The sequence below is a fragment of the Maricaulis sp. genome, assembly GCF_048269565.1.
Lineage (GTDB): Bacteria > Pseudomonadota > Alphaproteobacteria > Caulobacterales > Maricaulaceae > Maricaulis.
The window spans coordinates 647,286-663,819 of record NZ_JBLXIK010000002.1 but is presented as its reverse complement, the minus strand read 5'-3'; the positions used below and the strand labels follow the sequence as shown (position 1 = coordinate 663,819).

Genomic DNA, 16,534 nt, shown 5'->3' with positions numbered 1-16,534 from the left:
ATTTCGGGCCCGGCGGGCCCGGTCCAGTGATGCGGGCGCGGTAGCGCCTATTCGCTTTCGCGCGGCAGGATGGTGACCCGCCAGCTTGTTTCAGGCTGTAGATAGGCTGCCGCGATCTCGACCAGTTCGTCCCGCGAGACATCACCATAATCGGCCGCCAGTGACCGGATCCGGTCCAGCCGCTCCGGCTTGTCCCAGGAATGCGACAGCCAGCTCAGCCAGCTGCCATTATTCTCGAACGCCTCTTCGATCTGCTCCAGCATTGGACGGCGCGCGCGCAGGAGCTCATCCTCGGAGATATCACCCGCGGCAAGCGCAGCGGCCAGCTCGTCGATGGCGTCATAGGTTGCGGCCAGGTTTTCCGGACGCACATCGACCCCGACCCAGAGATAGCCGTAATCCGGATAGACATCCGAGGTGCTCGAATTGTTGAAGGCGGAATAGGTGAAGCCCTCGGCCTCGCGCAAACGCTCGGTCAGCTTGAGATCGAACACGGCACGCAACAGGCTCAGCGCCCGGCTCCGGCGCCGGTCGCTGTCATCAAAGGTCGGCCAGTAGACATTGGCCATCGCCTGGTAATCCGGGCCGTTATGACGCAGGACAACGGGCTCGGCGGTCGCGTCGGGGAAGCGGATGTCGCGCGCCTCGTCATAATCCGGCCAGCTGGCTGCGCGCTCCGGCAAGGCACCGAAGGTCGCACCGACCGCAGCGATCACGGCCTCTTCGCTGATATCACCGACAATGGTGATCTCGATCGGGGCGTTCTCGAGCGCAGGTTCGAGGAAGGCCTGGATGGCGGCGAGATCGATACCGGCCACCTCCTCCTCATCAGGGAATCCGTAGCGCGCATCGCCACCATGCAGCATGCGCGCGACATCAGCCTGAAGGATGCCGGTCGGCGAGGAATAGAGATTGCGCCGGATTTCCGGGGCCTGGCCGCGATATTGCGCCAGACCTTCCTCGCGCCAGCCCGGATCGGTCATGAAGGCCGCAAACACGTCCATCTGCACCTCAAAATCCGTCGGCGTGGTGGTCGCAGAAAAGTTGAAACTGTCATCACCGACGCCGAAGCCGACCCCGACCGAACGCCCGGCCAGAACCCGTGACAGATCATCGGCGCTATGGGCTCCCAGCCCCGACGCCGTGAAAACGGAACCGGCCAGCAGATCGACCGCCGGCACCGCGCGCGGCTCCAGCTCGCCGCGACCGAATTGCACACGGATGCGGACGACCTGATCCTCGAAATCGGTCTGTTTGAGCGTTACCGCGACACCATTTGCGAACCGCAGCCGCACCAGGCCGAGATCCTCGACCACGGTACGCTCGGCAACCGGGCCTGCAGCGCCGAAATCGGTATAGGCAAAGGCCTGGACACCACTATCCTCTGGCGGATCGACCGGTTCGGCCGCACTGGCTTCCCAGACGGCCCGGATACTGGCTTCCGGCTCATCAATGGCTTCGGAAGTCGCCAGGAAGAGCAAGGGCTCGGCCTCGGTCCACTGGGTCCGCCAGGCCGCATTCACGGCGTCGAGCGTGATGCGATCGACGCTGGCTTCGAAACGGGCCAGGCCGGACGCCGGGGTGGTGAAGACCTGGTCACTGCGCCAGCTTGACCAGATCGCGTCGGACAATGCACCGCTGTCGCGGGTCCCGGCCTGGTCGGCCGAGTTTTGCAGGCTGGTCCGGAAATTGGCCACCTGCTCGTCGAGTTCCGCCTGGGTGAAACCGTATTCCGTCGCCCGCCGCAACTCCTGCTCGATCACGGCAATGGCTTCGGCCCAACGCTCCGGCGTCGCGACCGCCAGCACACCGGCCTCGTCGGTCAGCTCATGGGAGCTCGAGTGACTGGCACCGGCCTGCAGCAGCGGCGAGACCCCCGAATTGACGATGGTCCGCAGCCGGCGCGACAGGATGGCATCGCCGAAACTGACCAGATTGTCGCGAAAACGGCTCTCGCCGGTATCGGCCTCGGCTTGATAGGGCCGGATCGTGTTGACGGTGAAAATGGTGAACACTTCCGGATCGTTGAAATATCCCACCGAAAACGGCCGATCGGCATCCACCGTGCCCAGATCGGGGTCCGGCCGCGCGTCCTCGCGCGCCTGCCAGTCGCCGAACACGTCGTGGATTTTCGCTTCGACCTCATCCGGATCGATCGAACCGGCCACGACCACCATGCCGCGCTGCGGCACGTAGAAGTTCTCGTAATAATCCACGAAGCGGTCGCGCTGGATCGTCTCGAGTGTCTCGACCGTGCCGATCGGATCACGCTCGGGAACCAGCGATCCGGGCAGCTGGAAGTGCTGCAGGGCCGTGCTCCAGCGCCGGATCGCCGTATTGCGGAAGCGCTCCTCGGACAGGAGGACGCCGCGCTCCCGGTCGATCGCCTCGGGATCAAACAGAAGTTCGCTGGCCGTCTCGCGCATCAGGAAGAGCGCGGTATCGATCGATTCGGCGTCGGCTTCGGGCAGGTCGAGCTGATAGCCCACCGTGTCGGGTCCGGTGAAGGCATTGGTGTCGGGGCCGAATTGCAGGCCGAAACGCTCCAGCAGCGGCACCATCTCGCCTTCGGCGACATGGGTGGAGCCGTTGAAGGCCATGTGCTCGATAAAGTGCGCGACCCCGCGTTGATCGTCGGCCTCGCCGAGCGAGCCCATATTGAACACCATCCGCACCGAAGCGACATTCGGCGGCGTCTCATTGACCATGATCGCGTAGCGCAGGCCATTGTCGAGCTGGCCGTACCGGACCGCGGGATCCGCGACGAGGTCGCCGATCTCCGGCGGCTGACCGGCATTTTCGACGGGCTGGCAGGCCGCGAGCATCAGCCCGGCAAGCAGCGGCAGGAAGGCGAGCTTGGAGAGGGCCCTGAGCGACATGATTTTCACCGATTCAGCTTTGCGTGCGGAGGCCACCATAGCGTGCGGCCCGCGCCCGTCGATTAAATTGGGCGTAAGGCGGTCCCTCGTCAGGCCGGCGCGTGCTGGATGGGATCATGTTCGGCGACCCAATGGCCCGGCTCGACCTCGATCAGTTGCGGCTGGTATTGCTCGGCATCGGGATCGTCGATCAGTTTCGACTGCATGAAGCGCAATTGCGCCCGCGTATCCATCGGTGACGGCAATTCACCATCAAGCTTAAGGCGCTTGCGAGTTTTTTCGATCAGCGGATCGGGCACCGGCACGGCGGAAATGAGCGCCTGGGTATAGGGATGGCGCGCATCCTCATAGATCTGGTCGCGATCCGCCATTTCCACGATGCGGCCGAGATAGAGCACCATCACCCGGTGCGAAATCTCGCGCACGACGGACAGGTCGTGCGAGATGAAGATCATCGACAGGTCGAGATCCTGTTGCAGCTTGATCAGCAATTCGACGATCTGGGCCTGGATCGACACATCTAGCGCCGAGACGGCCTCGTCGCAGATCACCAGTTTCGGATTGAGGATCATGGCACGGGCAATGCCGACGCGCTGGTTCTGGCCGCCGGACAATTCGTGCGGATAGCGATTGATCATGTTCCGGTCGAGGCCGACCCGGTCCATGATCTCGCGTACGGCATCCTGGCGCTGTTCGCGGTTCATGTCCTTGCGGAAAGTCTGCATCGGCTCGGCAATCGAGGCGCCGATCGTCATGCGCGGATCGAGCGAGGCCATCGGATCCTGGAACACGATCTGCAGGTCCTCGCGCGATTTGCGCATGTCCTGGCGGCTGAGCCCGAGCAGATCGCGGCCGATCCAGGTGACAGCGCCTTCCTGGGCCGGGACCAGGCGCAGCACGGCGCGCGCCAGGGTCGACTTGCCACAGCCGGATTCGCCGACCACGCCGAGCGTTTCACCGGCCTTGAGGTCGAAGCTGACGCCATCGACAGCGCGCAGGGTCTTGTAGGTCGGACGCAGGCCGCCGCTGACGCGGATCGGGAATTGCACCTTGATGTCGTCGACGCTCATCAGCGGCTCGGCGCCGTCCTGGTCGACAACGGGCTTGAGCTGGACATGGCCCGGACGGTCCGGCGCGTCGATGCGCGGCATCGCGTCGAGCAGCATGCGCGTGTAATCATGTTTGGGGTTGGCGAAAATGTCCTCGCAGACACCGCCTTCGACATACTCGCCATAGCGCATCACCTCGACCCGGTCGGCCATCCGCGCGACGACCCCCATATCGTGGGTGACGAAGGCCAGCGCCGCGCCGGTGTCGCGCTTGAGCTCGTCCATGATGTCGAGCACTTCGGCCTGGACCGTCACGTCGAGCGCGGTGGTCGGCTCGTCGCAGATCAGCAGGTCGGGCTCACACAGCATCGACATCGCGATCATCACCCGCTGGCGCATGCCACCGGACAATTCATGCGGATACTGGCCCAGGCGGCGGTGTGCTTCGGGAATGCGGACCCGGTCCAGCCATTCCAGCGCCCGCTGCTGCGCCTTCTTGCCGTGCAGCTTGAGATGGATGCCCAGGACTTCGCCCATCTGGTCGCCGATCCGCATATGCGGTGTCAGCGAGGTCAGCGGGTCCTGGAAGATCATGGTCATCTTGCGGCCGCGCACATGATTGAGCTTGTGCGGCGGCAGGCCGAGAATTTCCTCGCCGCGATAACGGATCGAACCGGTCGCGCGCCCGTTCGAGGCCAGCAATCCCATGGCGGCGAGAAAGGTCTGGCTCTTGCCCGACCCGGATTCGCCAACGACAGCCAGGCATTCACCAGCCGAGATCTCGAGCGAGATGCCCCGCACCGCATTGACGATACCGTCCGGTGTCTGGAACCGGACGTCCAGGTTCTCGACCTGCAGGATCGGCTGTGCGCCAACCGGCGTCTGTCCGCTATGCAACACTGGCAAACTCCTCACACACGGAATTGGGGCCGCAAAGCATATCGCCGATATCGCGTAAGACCAGCGCGCGGATCATCAAACGCTGCGGTCATATCAAATGATCACGCTTGCCTCCGCCGCCGATAGCCGTAAACCCGCGATACAGGTACCGGTTCGCACAAGCTCGTCTCGTCTGGCGGCGAGCCCTGCCCGCAGCGCCCGGAGCGGATACGCGGCCGCTGCAGGCAAAGCTATTGCGGACCGGACCGGGCAAGCGGGCTTGGAGGTGCGCACTGACTCGGGCAAGCTTGGGAACAGACAGGTCCGGACAGCCCGGCCAGAACGGAAGCGGATGCATGACTGAGCCGATCGATATGCTTCAGACGCTCTACCGTAGCTCACCGACAGCGGTGGTGGTGACGAATACCGTTCGCGAACTGGTTTCCCTCAACCCCGCCGCAGAGCGGTTGTTTGGCCGCTCCGGCGCGGATATCGCCGGACGATCCGCCCAGCTCTTCTATGCCGACCCGCGCGAGTTCGACAGGCTCGGCCAGACTCATTTCCATCGCGGCGCGTCCGACGACACCCGCTCTTACACCGTGCGCTATCGCACCAGTTCCGGCCGCATCTTCGACGGCGAAACGCTGGCCAGCCCGATTATTTCCTCGAGCGGCGAACGCACGGGCTTCGTCTGCTTCATCCGAGATGTAACAGCGGAACTGGCGCTTCATGCCAAACTCGAGGCCAGTGACATCCAGCTTCGCGTCGCCCTGTCCTCGGCCAATGAGGGCACATTCTCCCTCAACCTCGCCTCAGGGCTGGGTTCGACCCGCGGCTTCATCAATGAGTTTCTCGGCATCAAGGCCGCCGACGCGACGATCAGCCTGGCACGCTGGTCCGACGCCCTGCACGAGCACGACCGCGACGATTTCCACCGCGCCATCGACCTGCTCAGAAAACGACCGACAGCCAAGCTCGACACCGTTCACCGCGCCCGCCGCGTCGACGGAGAGTGGCGCTGGTTGCAGACCCGGGGCCGGGTCAGCGAATTCGCCGATGACGGAACGCCGCTACGCATCTCCGGCATCGTCGCCGATGTCACCGAGCGGCGGGAGCTTGAAATCAAGCTCGCCGAGCGCGAGCAGCAACTCGAAAACGCGATCGCGGCCGGCTCCTGCGGCATCTGGGAAATCGACCTCACCTCGGCTGGCATTGTCGCAATCGGACCGATCCGCGCCATGCTCGGCCTCCCCGACGGCCCCGAAAAGATCGCCATCGATTTGTGGCTCGAGCAGATTCACCCCGATGACCGCGACCATGTCATCAATGTCACCGGGCAATTGAGCCGCAGCGAGGTCGATGCGATCGATATCGAGTACAGGCTCCGCGACCTGCGCACGAACCAGTGGGTCTGGCTGCGCGCGCGGGGCAAGCGGGTCACCACAGACCCGACGCACTCGATCATGGCCGGGGTGCTGATCGACATTTCGGTACAGAAGGAACTGGAAGACCGCCTCGCCCGCAGCGAACGTTTGGTGCGGGAAGCGCTGGAGTCGGTCAAGGACGGGGCCTGGAGCATCAATCTGGAGCGCGAAACCGTGCGCGTGTCCGGATTCCTGGCCGACCAGAGCAAGCGCCGGAACGCGAACGAGGAAATCCCGATCAAGACCTGGCTGGCCTCACGGCCCGCCGAGGATCGAGAGGCCGGCCTCGAACGGCTCAACCGACTCAAACATCCTGACCCGAACGATGCTCATGTCGACAGGGTCAGCGTGTTCGACTTTCGCACCCTCGACCGCAATGGCGAAATCATATGGGTGCGCAGCAAGGGCCGGGTGATCGAATGGGATGACGAGGGCAGGCCGCTGCGTGCCGCAGGCACCCATTCCGACATCACCGAGGAAAAACGCCTGCAGGCGGAACTGGCTGATCGCGAACATCAGTTCCGCGACGCCCTGGCGGCAACGAATGAAGGCGCCTGGCGGATCAATCTGAAGACCCGGATATCCGACGTGACGGCAGTCATCAGCGAAATGATCGGCCTGCCCCCTCGCGATGCCCGCGTTGCCCGCGACGAACTGGTGTCGCGGATACATCCGGACGACCGCCCCATCGCCGACGCAGCCTTCGCCAGACTCGATTCCGGCGAGGCCGACACGGTGGATTACATCGTGCGCTTCCACTCCCACAAGGCAGGCTGGATTCATATCCACAGCCGCGGCCGTATCAGCGCGCGCGATTCCCAGGGCAAGGCGCTGATCGCGACGGGCTTTCTCGCCGATGTTACCGAAAGGCTGGAGACCGGCAGGCGCCTGCAGGAGCGCGAGGACCAGTTGACCGATGCCATCGCGGCGACCTCCCTGGGTCTGTTCCGGATTGATGTCATCAACAGCCGATTATGGCTGCGCGGGAATGTCGCCTATGAGCTCTTCGAGACCGAAGACGAATGCCACACCTCGACCGATGCCTGGCTTGAGCGCGTCCATCCGGACGATATGGAACGGGTGCAGCTCGAAACAAAGCAATTGATCTTCGGCGAGATCACGGTCTCGGAAATCGAGTACCGGCTGAAAATGCATGACGGTCGCTGGGCCTGGTACCACGTGACCGGCAGGGTGATCGAGAGCGATGCCAAGGGCCGCGCCACCAATGTCAGCGGCGTGATCTGGAATATTGACGCCACAAAGCGGCTCAATGACACCATCGTCGAGGAAAGGCTGCGGTTTGAATCCATCTATCGCGCCACCCCCGCCATGCTGCACACGATCAATGCCGAGAGCGTCATCGTTGAGGTCAGTGAATACTGGCTCTCCCATCTGGGGTATGAACGCGATGAAGTGATCGGTCGAAAATCGATCGATTTTCTCGATGCGGAATCGCGAAAACGGGCAATCGAGGAATCGCTTCCCACCCTTTTCGAGACGGGCCGGAATACCGATGTGCCCTACCGCTTCGTCCGCAAGGACGGGACCATGCGCGACATGCTGCTCTCCTCATTTCTTGATCGCGACGGGCACGGCGGACCGATGCTGTCCTATGCAGTGATGACAGATGTAACACAGCTGCGCGCCGCCTACGCCCAGCTCGAACGGACCAATGCAGAGCTCGATCGCTTCGCCACGGTTGCCAGCCACGACCTGCAGGAACCGCTGCGCAAGGTTGCCGCCTTCGCCAGCCTGGTACGGCGCCGCTATATCTCGCAGCTCGACGAGGACGGCGTGCGCAGCCTCGATTACCTCGTTGATGCTGCCCAGCGCATGCAACGCCTGATCGATGACCTGCTCGCCTATTCGCGCATGTCGAGCCAGCCACTGCAGCTCCAGGCGGTCGATCTGCACGCCTTGCTGGATGAGGTGCTCGAACAGCTCGAGGCCTCGATCACCGAGGCCGGCGCCGAGCTCGACATCGAACCCCTGCCGACCGTGTGCGCCGATCCGCTACTGATGCGCCAGGCGATCCAGAACCTGGTGAGCAATGCCATCAAGTATCGCGGTAGCGAGCCGCCCAGGATCAGGATTACAGCGAGCGCGGATTCCGAGAACTGGACCATTTCGGTCAGCGATAACGGGATCGGCATCGACCCGAAATTCTTCGAAAAGATCTTCGCGCCCTTCCAGCGGCTGCACTCGCGCGAGGCCTATGGCGGAACGGGGATCGGTCTCGCCATCGTGCGTCAGGCGATCGAGCGGCATGAGGGCCGGATCTGGGTTGAATCGACAGAAGGCAACGGATCGAAATTCTGCTTCTCGATCCCGATCCAGACGGCGGCCCGGGACAGCGACGCCGTCAGGTGCGGCTGAGCCTATTCGAAACGAAGCGCCTCGATCGGATTGAGCCGGGCCGCGCGATGGGCCGGGTAGAGACCGAAGAAGACACCGACAAAGGCCGAAGCGCCGATCGCGACCGCCACGATGCCCGGATTGACCGCGATTTCGAGCTCTCCGACATTGGCGTAGGCGATAGTACCACCGACACCGACCACCAGCCCGACCAGCCCGCCGGTGACGCACAGCACGATGCTCTCGATCAGGAATTGATTGCGGATATCGCTGGCACGGGCTCCGACCGCCAGGCGCAGGCCGATCTCGCGCGTGCGCTCGGTCACCGAGACCAGCATGATATTCATGATCCCGATGCCGCCGACCAGCAGCACGATGCCGGCGCCAACCGCCAGAAGCAGGCCGAGCTGGCTTTCCGTCTCATTGCGGGCCCGGATGAACTCGGCCAGGCTGGAAACGTTGAAATCATCATCGGCGCCCGGCTGAATGCCGCGCCTCACGCGCAGCAAGTCCTCAATATCGGCGATAACCCGACCGGTTGATTCGCCGGCCCCGACAGCGACAAAGATGGTTTGAACCGGATCGCGCACGGTCGGGACTTCCCCGGCGCCGAAGCGTTGGCGGACGGTGGAAAGCGGCAGGAAGACAATATCATCCTGGTCCGAACCGTAATTTGTCTGCCCTTTGGCGGCGACGGTACCGATAACGGAGAATTGCTGGCCTCCAATACGCACGGACTGGCCGACGGGACTCGCGCCGTCGAACACTTCATCGATAATGGTCTGGCCGACAACCGCGAGACGGCGTGCCGACTGTTCCTCTTCCTCCGTGAAGGCACGGCCTTCCTCGATGACCCAGTCGCGAACGTCGAAAAAAGCCGGATTGACACCGGTGATCCGCGTCGACCAGTTGACGCCGCCAAACACCACGCTCAAGCCGAAAGCGTTAACCTCGCCGGAGGCGCCGCCGACACCGCTGACCTGGTCGCGGATGGCTTCGGCATCGCCATCCGTCATCGGCGTCGCCGTGCCCTCGCCGCCGCGGCGGCCGCCGAACATGGAGGCACCGGGACGCACGATCAGAAGATTGGCGCCGAAGCTGGCAATCTGGGCCTCGACGGCCTGTTTGGTGCCTTCACTGATCGAGACCAGCACGATCACCGAAGCGACACCGATAATCACGCCGAGCATGGCGAGCGAACTGCGCAGGGCATTGATCCGCAGCGCGGTCAGGGCAACGCGTATCGAAGCGAGCAAATTCATGTACGGTCCTCCACCACCCGGCCATCTCGGAACACGATCTGGCGGCGGGCATGATCGGCGACTTCCTGTTCATGGGTCACGAGGATCACGGTGATGCCCTCACGATTGAGCTGGTCAAAGATTTCCATGATGTCGTCGGAGGTCTTGCTGTCGAGCGCGCCGGTCGGTTCGTCGGCGAGCAGGATTTTCGGGTCATTGACCAGGGCGCGCGCAATCGCGACGCGCTGCTGCTGACCGCCGGACAATTGCGAGGGCTGGTGATCGGTGCGCTTGCCAAGGCCGAGTTGTTCAAGCCGCACCAGGGCGCGGCGCCGCCGTTCGGCATGCGGCACACCACCATAGACAAGCGGCAGCGCGACATTCTCGACGGCCGAGGTTCGCGGCAACAGGTTGAATTGCTGGAACACGAAGCCGATCGTGCGATTGCGAAAGCGCGCCACGGCCTCCGGCCCCAGCGTGCCGAGATCCTCGCCAGCGACTTTCAGCAGGCCCGAAGTCGGCCGGTCGAGGGCGCCGAGCAGGTTCATGAAGGTCGATTTGCCCGAACCGGAACTGCCCATGATGGCGACATATTCGCCCGCCTCGATGGTCAGCGAGACGCCGTCGAGGGCGCGAATGGTCATGTCACCCATGCTGTAGGTCTTGACCAGGTCGCGGCATTCGATCAGCGCCGTCATGCGTCGACCTCGCGGGCGCGGGTCACGACGGCCTCGCCCTCGGAAATATCGCCGGCAGCAACTTCAGTGTTCTGGCTGTCGGAAATGCCCAGCCGCACACGACGCTCGACCAGCATACCATCTGCATCAAGCACCCAGACCGTGGCAGTGCGCGTTTCGGCGGCCTCACGGGCAATGGCGCGATAGCGCTGCATCTGGTCCGGCGTCAAAATGTCCGGCAGCCCACGATCGATTTCCGCCTGCACCGCTGCGCGATCAAAACCGCCACCGGCCTGCGCCGCGGCCTGGGCGCGCCCGAAGACGCCGCGGTACAGCGTTGAGACCTGTTCAGCCTGATCCGGGGTCAGATCAAGCTGTTCGGTCAGCCGGTCGGCCGGATTGGGCCGGCCACCGCCTGGTCCACCAGCCCCGCCGGGACGGCCGCCCGCAGCCGCGACCTCGATTGGCCGGGTGCGGTCTTCGACGGCCGGCGAGGGCCGGAAGCGCAGCGCCGCATTGGACACGCGCAACACGCCGTCACGTTCGCCGGTGATGATATCCATGTTCGCCGTCATTCCGGGCAGGAGACGCTGGCCGGGATTGGCGGCAGAAACAACGACCGTATAGGTAACGACATTGTTCAGCGCTGTCGGAGCCAGGCGGATCTGGTCGACGACACCGGTCAATTGCACATCCGGATAGGCATCAACGGTGAAATTGACCGGCTGGCCCTGGGCGATCTGACCGATATCGGCCTCGTCGACCTGGGCATCAATCTGCACCTGGCTGAGATCCTGGGCGATGGTGAACAGCACCGGCGCCGACAGGCTGGCGGCCACGGTCTGACCCTCGTCGACGGCGCGGTCGACGACAATACCATTGATCGGCGAGCGGATCGTAGTGCGCTCCAGATCGATGCGGGCGCCTTCGAGCGTGGCATCGCGCTGGGCCAGAACCGCTTCGGCATTGGCAATCTGGGCCTGGGCAACCGCGACGTCAGCCAGCGCCGAGTCGAGCGCCGCGCGGGCATTGTCGAGTGCCGCCGCCGAGGCATTGCCACGCTCGCTCAGCGTCTCGGTGCGGTCAAAATCGAGCTGGGCGGTGCGCGTATTGGCGCGAACCCGTGCCAGGGTGGCGCGTTGCAGAGCCAGGGTGGCCTGGGCCGTCGCGCGCGAGGCTTCCGCTTCGCGCACGCGCGTTTCATAGGTCTGTGGATCAAGCCGGGCGATGACCTGACCTTCCTCGACCTCATCATTGTAATCGACAAGGACTTCGGCGAGCTGCCCGGAAAGCTGGGAGCCGACCTCGACCGTCACCAGGGCCCGCACAGCACCGGAGGCTGCAACGATGCGCCGCACCTCGCCGGTCGTGACGTCCGAGGTTTCGATCTGCACCGGTCCTGCCGCGGTCGACGTGCGACCCATGAACCACCAGGCCGCGAAGGCGAGAACCACAATCCCGGCAACCACCAATATCCAACGTTTGTTCTGCAACATCTCTGCCCCTTGAGCCTCGAGGGCCCTGAATTTGCACCTACCATCTCAACGCGACTGCGGTGTGATTCCGTCGCGCGCCTTGCAGTCCAATGCGGTGTAGCCTGCACGGTCCGCGAAGGCTATCCACGGCACGCGCTCAAAGAGGATCCGCACATGGACGCGATGGACTTGCTCGATGCGCCGGGGATGGCGCCGCTGCTTCAGGCCGCCCCGCTTCTTGCCCTGGCGCTATGGGCTCTGCTGGTCGCCCTGTTGTGGCGGGACGGGTTCAACGACCTGTTCGAGCGCTTCACCCGCCCGGGCTGGACGCTGGCACAACGCCTGGCGACCGTGTTGATGATCCCCTTGCGGGGCCTCATGCTCGCTGTCGCCGCCGCACTGGGTGCCGGTCTGACCACGCTGGGCCTGTTGATCAATATCGGGGTCGTCCTCAATCTCATCCGCGCCGGCAAGGTCTTGCTGGCGGGTTGATCCGGACCGGGATGTGTTGCCGGTCAGATTGTCACGTCTGCTGCAGGGTGACATGGCGGCAGCCGGGCCTTATGTGTAGGCTTCTCAGATGATAACGACTTGCAAACGCAGGCAACCGCGACAGGACCGGATGTGACGCTCGACCAACTCGAAAAGGGCCAGATTTGCCACGTGACCGGATTTGTTCCGGACTGTGAGGATCTGGTGATCAAGCTCCGCGAGATCGGCTTTGCCGAGTCCGACGAAGTGGAATTGATGCATCGCGGTCCGCTCGGGGCCAATCCGCTGTGTTTCCGTCTGAACCGCACCCTGATCGCCCTGCGCAGCGATGAAGCGCGCGCCATTGAAGTGGAAGCGTCGCAATGAGCCGTCTGCGTATTGCCCTGGTCGGCGCGCCCAATTCGGGCAAATCCACCCTGTTCAACGGGCTGACCGGCGGTCGCGCCAAGGTCGCCAATTACTCGGGCGTCACGGTGGAGACCCGGACCGGCTCGCTGCACACGCCGGGCGGGACCGAGATCGACCTTATCGATCTGCCCGGCATTTACGGCCTCAAGGCGCGCTCGGCCGATGAACGCATCGCGATCGAGCTGTTGTGCAATGGCCGCGATGACGAGCCCGCGCCCGACGGCATTCTGGTGCTGATCGACGCGGCGCACCTGCGCACCCATCTGCACACCGTGCTGCAGATGCGCGCCATCGGCCGGCCGATGATCGTTGTGCTCAACATGATCGATCTGGCCGAACGCGACGGTCTCAAGATCGACATCGAACGCCTGCAGACCGAGCTCGGCGTCCCCGTCGTCACCTCGCGCGCCACCCGCGCTGCCGGCCGCGCCGACCTTCTGGCCTGCCTCGATGCCGAGACCGCGAACTGGCCGGCCCGCAATGCGGCGGCCGAAAACACCGTCTGCACCACGGACATTGATCTGACCGCCCTGCAGCGCGAGGCCCGCGGCATCGCCAACAAGGCGATCCTGTTCGAGCCGGCGATGAACCGGCTCACCCGCCAGGTCGACAATTTCGTTCTGCATCCTGTTGCCGGACCGATCATCCTCTCGGCCCTGCTCTTCTTCATGTTCCAGGCCGTCTATTCCTGGTCGGGGCCCTTCATGGACGGCCTTGAAGCCGGCGCGGCGGCGCTGGGCGATCTGGCCGGACACCTCCTGCCCGCCGGCTGGTTCCATGACCTGATCGTTGACGGCATCATCGCCGGGGTTGGCAGCGTCGTCGTCTTCCTGCCGCAGATCGTGATTCTCTTCCTCTTCATCCTGGCACTGGAGGCCTCGGGCTATATGGCCCGCGCCGCGGTGCTGATGGACGAGCTGATGCTGCGCGTCGGGCTCAATGGCCGGGCCTTCATTCCGCTGCTGTCGAGCTTCGCCTGCGCCATTCCCGGCATCATGTCGGCGCGCACGATCGACAATGAGCGCGACCGGCTGACTACCATCATGGTGGCGCCGCTGATGACCTGTTCGGCGCGCCTGCCGGTCTACACCCTGATCATCGGCGCCTTCATCCCGCCCGATGCGGTGGGCCCGTTCAACCTGCAGGGCATTGTCATGTTCGGCCTCTACCTCACCGGCGTTGTCAGCGCCGTGACGGTGGCCTTCGTGCTCAAGCGCACCGTGACCAAGGGATCCAACCAGGTCCTGATCATGGAATTGCCGACCTATAAACTGCCCAATCCGCGCGACTTCTTCCTCTCGCTCTGGGGCCATGTCTCGGCCTTCCTGCGGCGCGCCGGCACCATTATCCTGACGACCTCGATCATCCTGTGGTTCCTCGCCAGCTATCCCTCATCGGCGGCGGCCCTGCGCGACAGCTATGCCGGCATGATCGGCTCGGTGCTGGAGAAGATCCTCGCCCCGATCGGCTTCAATCTTGAGATCGCCATCGCGCTGGTGCCCGGCATGGCCGCGCGCGAGGTCGCCGTCGGGGCGCTGGGCACGGTCTATGCCATCCAGGGCGGCGAGGAGAATGTCGAAGGCCTGGCCGCGGCCCTGCAGGGCGCCTGGTCGCTGCCGACCGCGCTCGCCTTCCTCGCCTGGTATGTCTTCGCCCCGCAATGCTTCGCCACCCTGGCGACGACGCGGCGCGAAACCAATTCCTGGGCCTGGACCGGCTTCATGTTCACCTATCTGATGGCGCTGGCCTATATCGCTGCAGGCGCGACCTACCACATCGCCAGCTGGGCCGGGCTCTAGGGCAGCAGATGGCCCTGCAGCGTGTCGATGAAGGCGGGCAGCAGCGCCCGCTCGACATCGGGATTGCTCCAGAACGGGTTCATGAAGACGCAGCGCAGCAGCACCAGCTGATCGCTGTCATACGCCCCGCCCCATGACGCCACATGCGCCCGCATCAGCGCGTCATAGCTTTCCGCCGCCAGCACCGTACGTGACACCGAAAAGGCCGGATCGGCCTGCAGGCGCGTGAAGACCTCGCCGGTGCGCTGGTTCGATTGCGACAGGGCCTCGCCGGGCCGGGCCAGCGAGAAACAGAGGATATTGCTGTCGGCCGGCAGGAAGCGGGCGTGAGGGATCGCCGCGGCAATGGCGGATTGAAACGCCATCCGCGTCGCGATCGTGCTGCGCAGCATGTCGCCAAAGCGCTCCGGTCCGAAACCGATTGCACGCCCGGTCAGCCAGGTCGCGGCGGCACCGGAGGCGGTGCGCGAGCCTTCCAGCGTGCAGGCCCATTTGTCGTTGGTGGCGGCGCGGTCGATATAGGGCGCCTGGAAGGACGAGGCGACATAGCCTCGGACATCGCGGGTCAGGAAGGCGCCGCAGGCATAGGGGACATAGCCCAGCTTGTGCGGGTCGAGCGTCACCGAGTCGGCGCGCGCAATCGCCCCCAGCGCCCGCACCCGGCCCGGCTCCAGGCATTGCTCCGCCGCACCGCCCAGCATCGAGCAGAAAAATCCGCCATAGGCCGCATCGACATGGTGCCAGATATCAATCCCCTCGGCGCGCAGGCCATCGAGCCGGTCACACACCCCGTCGACCGGGTCGATCTCGCCGGCCTCGGTCGTCCCGGCAACCGAGACGATGGCCAATACCGGGCGCCCCTCACCGCGCGCCCGGGCGATCAGCGTATTCAGCCCGTCCAGCTCGAACCGGCCCTGGGCATCGAGCGGCGCGTTCCAGAACGCCTCCTCGCCAAGCCCGAACACATTCGCGGCCTTGCGCCAGGAGAAATGCTTGTTGCCCGGCGTGATCAGGACCGGGCCGCGCCAGGGCCGGCCGGTGGCGCGGGTCAGGCGTTCGCCATAGTCGAACGGATTGCCGAGCACACCGCTACAGCCACGCAGCTCCGCCTCGATGGCCCCGCTTGCAGCGCGCTGCGTCTCAAAGGCATCCCAACCGATATGCGCCGCCTCGAAGGCGTTGAAGCGCTCGCCGCGGGTCTCATAACCGTTGAGGGCGAGGGAAAGACAATGATCCATGCGGTAGCGCGCGCGCCAGACCGCCTCGAAATTGGCCACCGTGCCGCCGCCGGTGAAATGCCCCTGGGCCAGCGCCGGATCATAGCCGACCATCGCAGCGAGCATGGCGATGGCCTCGTCCTCGATGATGCCGCCAACCCGCGCCACTTCGCGCGAGGTATTATTGGGATTGTGCAAGAGGGTGGCGAAATGCCCGAGCAGGGCCGGCAGCGAGACCTCCGAGACCATGTGACCGACATAGCGCGGCGTAAAGGTCGGCACTTCGGCGCACAGTTTCTCGCGCAGCACCCGCACCGCCTGGCCGAGGCGCTCGCGTTCACGCAGGAATTCGGTCGACAGGCGGCGCTGCGGCGAGATCGCTTCGGGATCATCGGTGAAGAGCGAGCGGCGCCAGTCAAACCAGTGGTCAAGGATCGCCTGGAACTCACCGCGCACCCAGGCCGAATTCTCGGATTTGGGGCCGAGGAAATAGGCGTCGCTGGCAAAACGGGACTCGCGCGGATCAGACATGACAGGCTCCGGAACAGATCGCCCTATCAAGGGCCTGGCTTGATAAACATCAAGCACTGTGTCTGCGTCATACCGGCGCAGCACCAGCCACGACTTTTGCCCCTTGAC

The 16,534-nt window shown here is 64.4% G+C and carries 10 protein-coding genes; 4 read left to right on the top strand and 6 right to left on the bottom strand.

The genetic code is table 11. From position 1 onward, the window contains the following. Positions 1 to 47 precede the first annotated feature (47 nt). Both ACN0YL_RS06685 and ACN0YL_RS06680 read right to left on the bottom strand, forming a co-directional pair. Complete coding sequence (locus ACN0YL_RS06685) at positions 48 to 2,879, bottom strand: M16 family metallopeptidase (protein ID WP_417497437.1); 2,832 nt, start codon at positions 2,877 to 2,879, stop codon at positions 48 to 50. An 89-nt stretch (positions 2,880 to 2,968) separates the two neighbouring features. Continuing rightward, positions 2,969 to 4,828, bottom strand: a complete 1,860-nt coding sequence (locus ACN0YL_RS06680) for a dipeptide ABC transporter ATP-binding protein (RefSeq protein ID WP_417467532.1) — start codon at positions 4,826 to 4,828, stop codon at positions 2,969 to 2,971. 335 nt (positions 4,829 to 5,163) lie between these two features. Between ACN0YL_RS06680 and ACN0YL_RS06675 the strand changes: the two genes are divergently transcribed. Then, the gene (locus ACN0YL_RS06675; RefSeq protein ID WP_417497436.1) at positions 5,164 to 8,607 is read left to right on the top strand and encodes a PAS domain-containing protein; all 3,444 of its coding nucleotides are present in this window, start codon (positions 5,164 to 5,166) and stop codon (positions 8,605 to 8,607) included. Positions 8,608 to 8,609: 2 nt separating this feature from the next. Here the strand turns inward: ACN0YL_RS06675 and ACN0YL_RS06670 are convergent, their stop codons facing one another. Genes ACN0YL_RS06670 through ACN0YL_RS06660 form a run of 3 tightly spaced genes read right to left on the bottom strand, consistent with a single transcriptional unit; the run spans position 8,610 to position 12,000 of the window. Beyond that, entirely contained in the window at positions 8,610 to 9,848 is a 1,239-nt protein-coding gene (locus tag ACN0YL_RS06670; protein ID WP_417497435.1) for an ABC transporter permease, read from the bottom strand. Continuing rightward, entirely contained in the window at positions 9,845 to 10,525 is a 681-nt protein-coding gene (locus ACN0YL_RS06665; RefSeq protein WP_417467538.1) for an ABC transporter ATP-binding protein, read from the bottom strand. The genes ACN0YL_RS06670 and ACN0YL_RS06665 overlap by 4 nt, the downstream gene beginning before the upstream one ends. After that, positions 10,522 to 12,000, bottom strand: coding sequence for an efflux RND transporter periplasmic adaptor subunit (locus ACN0YL_RS06660; protein WP_417497434.1), 1,479 nt, complete (start codon positions 11,998 to 12,000; stop codon positions 10,522 to 10,524). Before ACN0YL_RS06660 ends, ACN0YL_RS06665 begins: the two co-directional genes overlap by 4 nt. Positions 12,001 to 12,153: 153 nt before the next feature. On the opposite strand from ACN0YL_RS06660, the gene ACN0YL_RS06655 reads away from it, so the two are divergent. The 3 genes from ACN0YL_RS06655 (at position 12,154) to feoB (ending at position 14,678) form a co-directional block, all read left to right on the top strand. After that, complete coding sequence (locus ACN0YL_RS06655; RefSeq protein WP_417490497.1) at positions 12,154 to 12,471, top strand: hypothetical protein; 318 nt, start codon at positions 12,154 to 12,156, stop codon at positions 12,469 to 12,471. Between the two features lie 99 nt (positions 12,472 to 12,570). After that, positions 12,571 to 12,837 carry a FeoA family protein gene (locus ACN0YL_RS06650; RefSeq protein WP_417490496.1) on the top strand — a complete coding sequence of 89 codons (267 nt, stop codon included), beginning with the start codon at positions 12,571 to 12,573 and terminating at the stop codon, positions 12,835 to 12,837. Then, the gene (gene feoB / locus ACN0YL_RS06645; protein ID WP_417497433.1) at positions 12,834 to 14,678 is read left to right on the top strand and encodes a ferrous iron transporter B; all 1,845 of its coding nucleotides are present in this window, start codon (positions 12,834 to 12,836) and stop codon (positions 14,676 to 14,678) included. The genes ACN0YL_RS06650 and feoB overlap by 4 nt, the downstream gene beginning before the upstream one ends. Here the strand turns inward: feoB and ACN0YL_RS06640 are convergent. Continuing rightward, on the bottom strand, positions 14,675 to 16,426 hold the full coding sequence (locus ACN0YL_RS06640; protein ID WP_417497432.1) for a pyridoxal phosphate-dependent decarboxylase family protein: 1,752 nt from the start codon (positions 16,424 to 16,426) through the stop codon (positions 14,675 to 14,677). The two genes, feoB and ACN0YL_RS06640, sit on opposite strands and share 4 nt — an antisense overlap. Between the last annotated feature and the right edge of the window lie 108 nt (positions 16,427 to 16,534).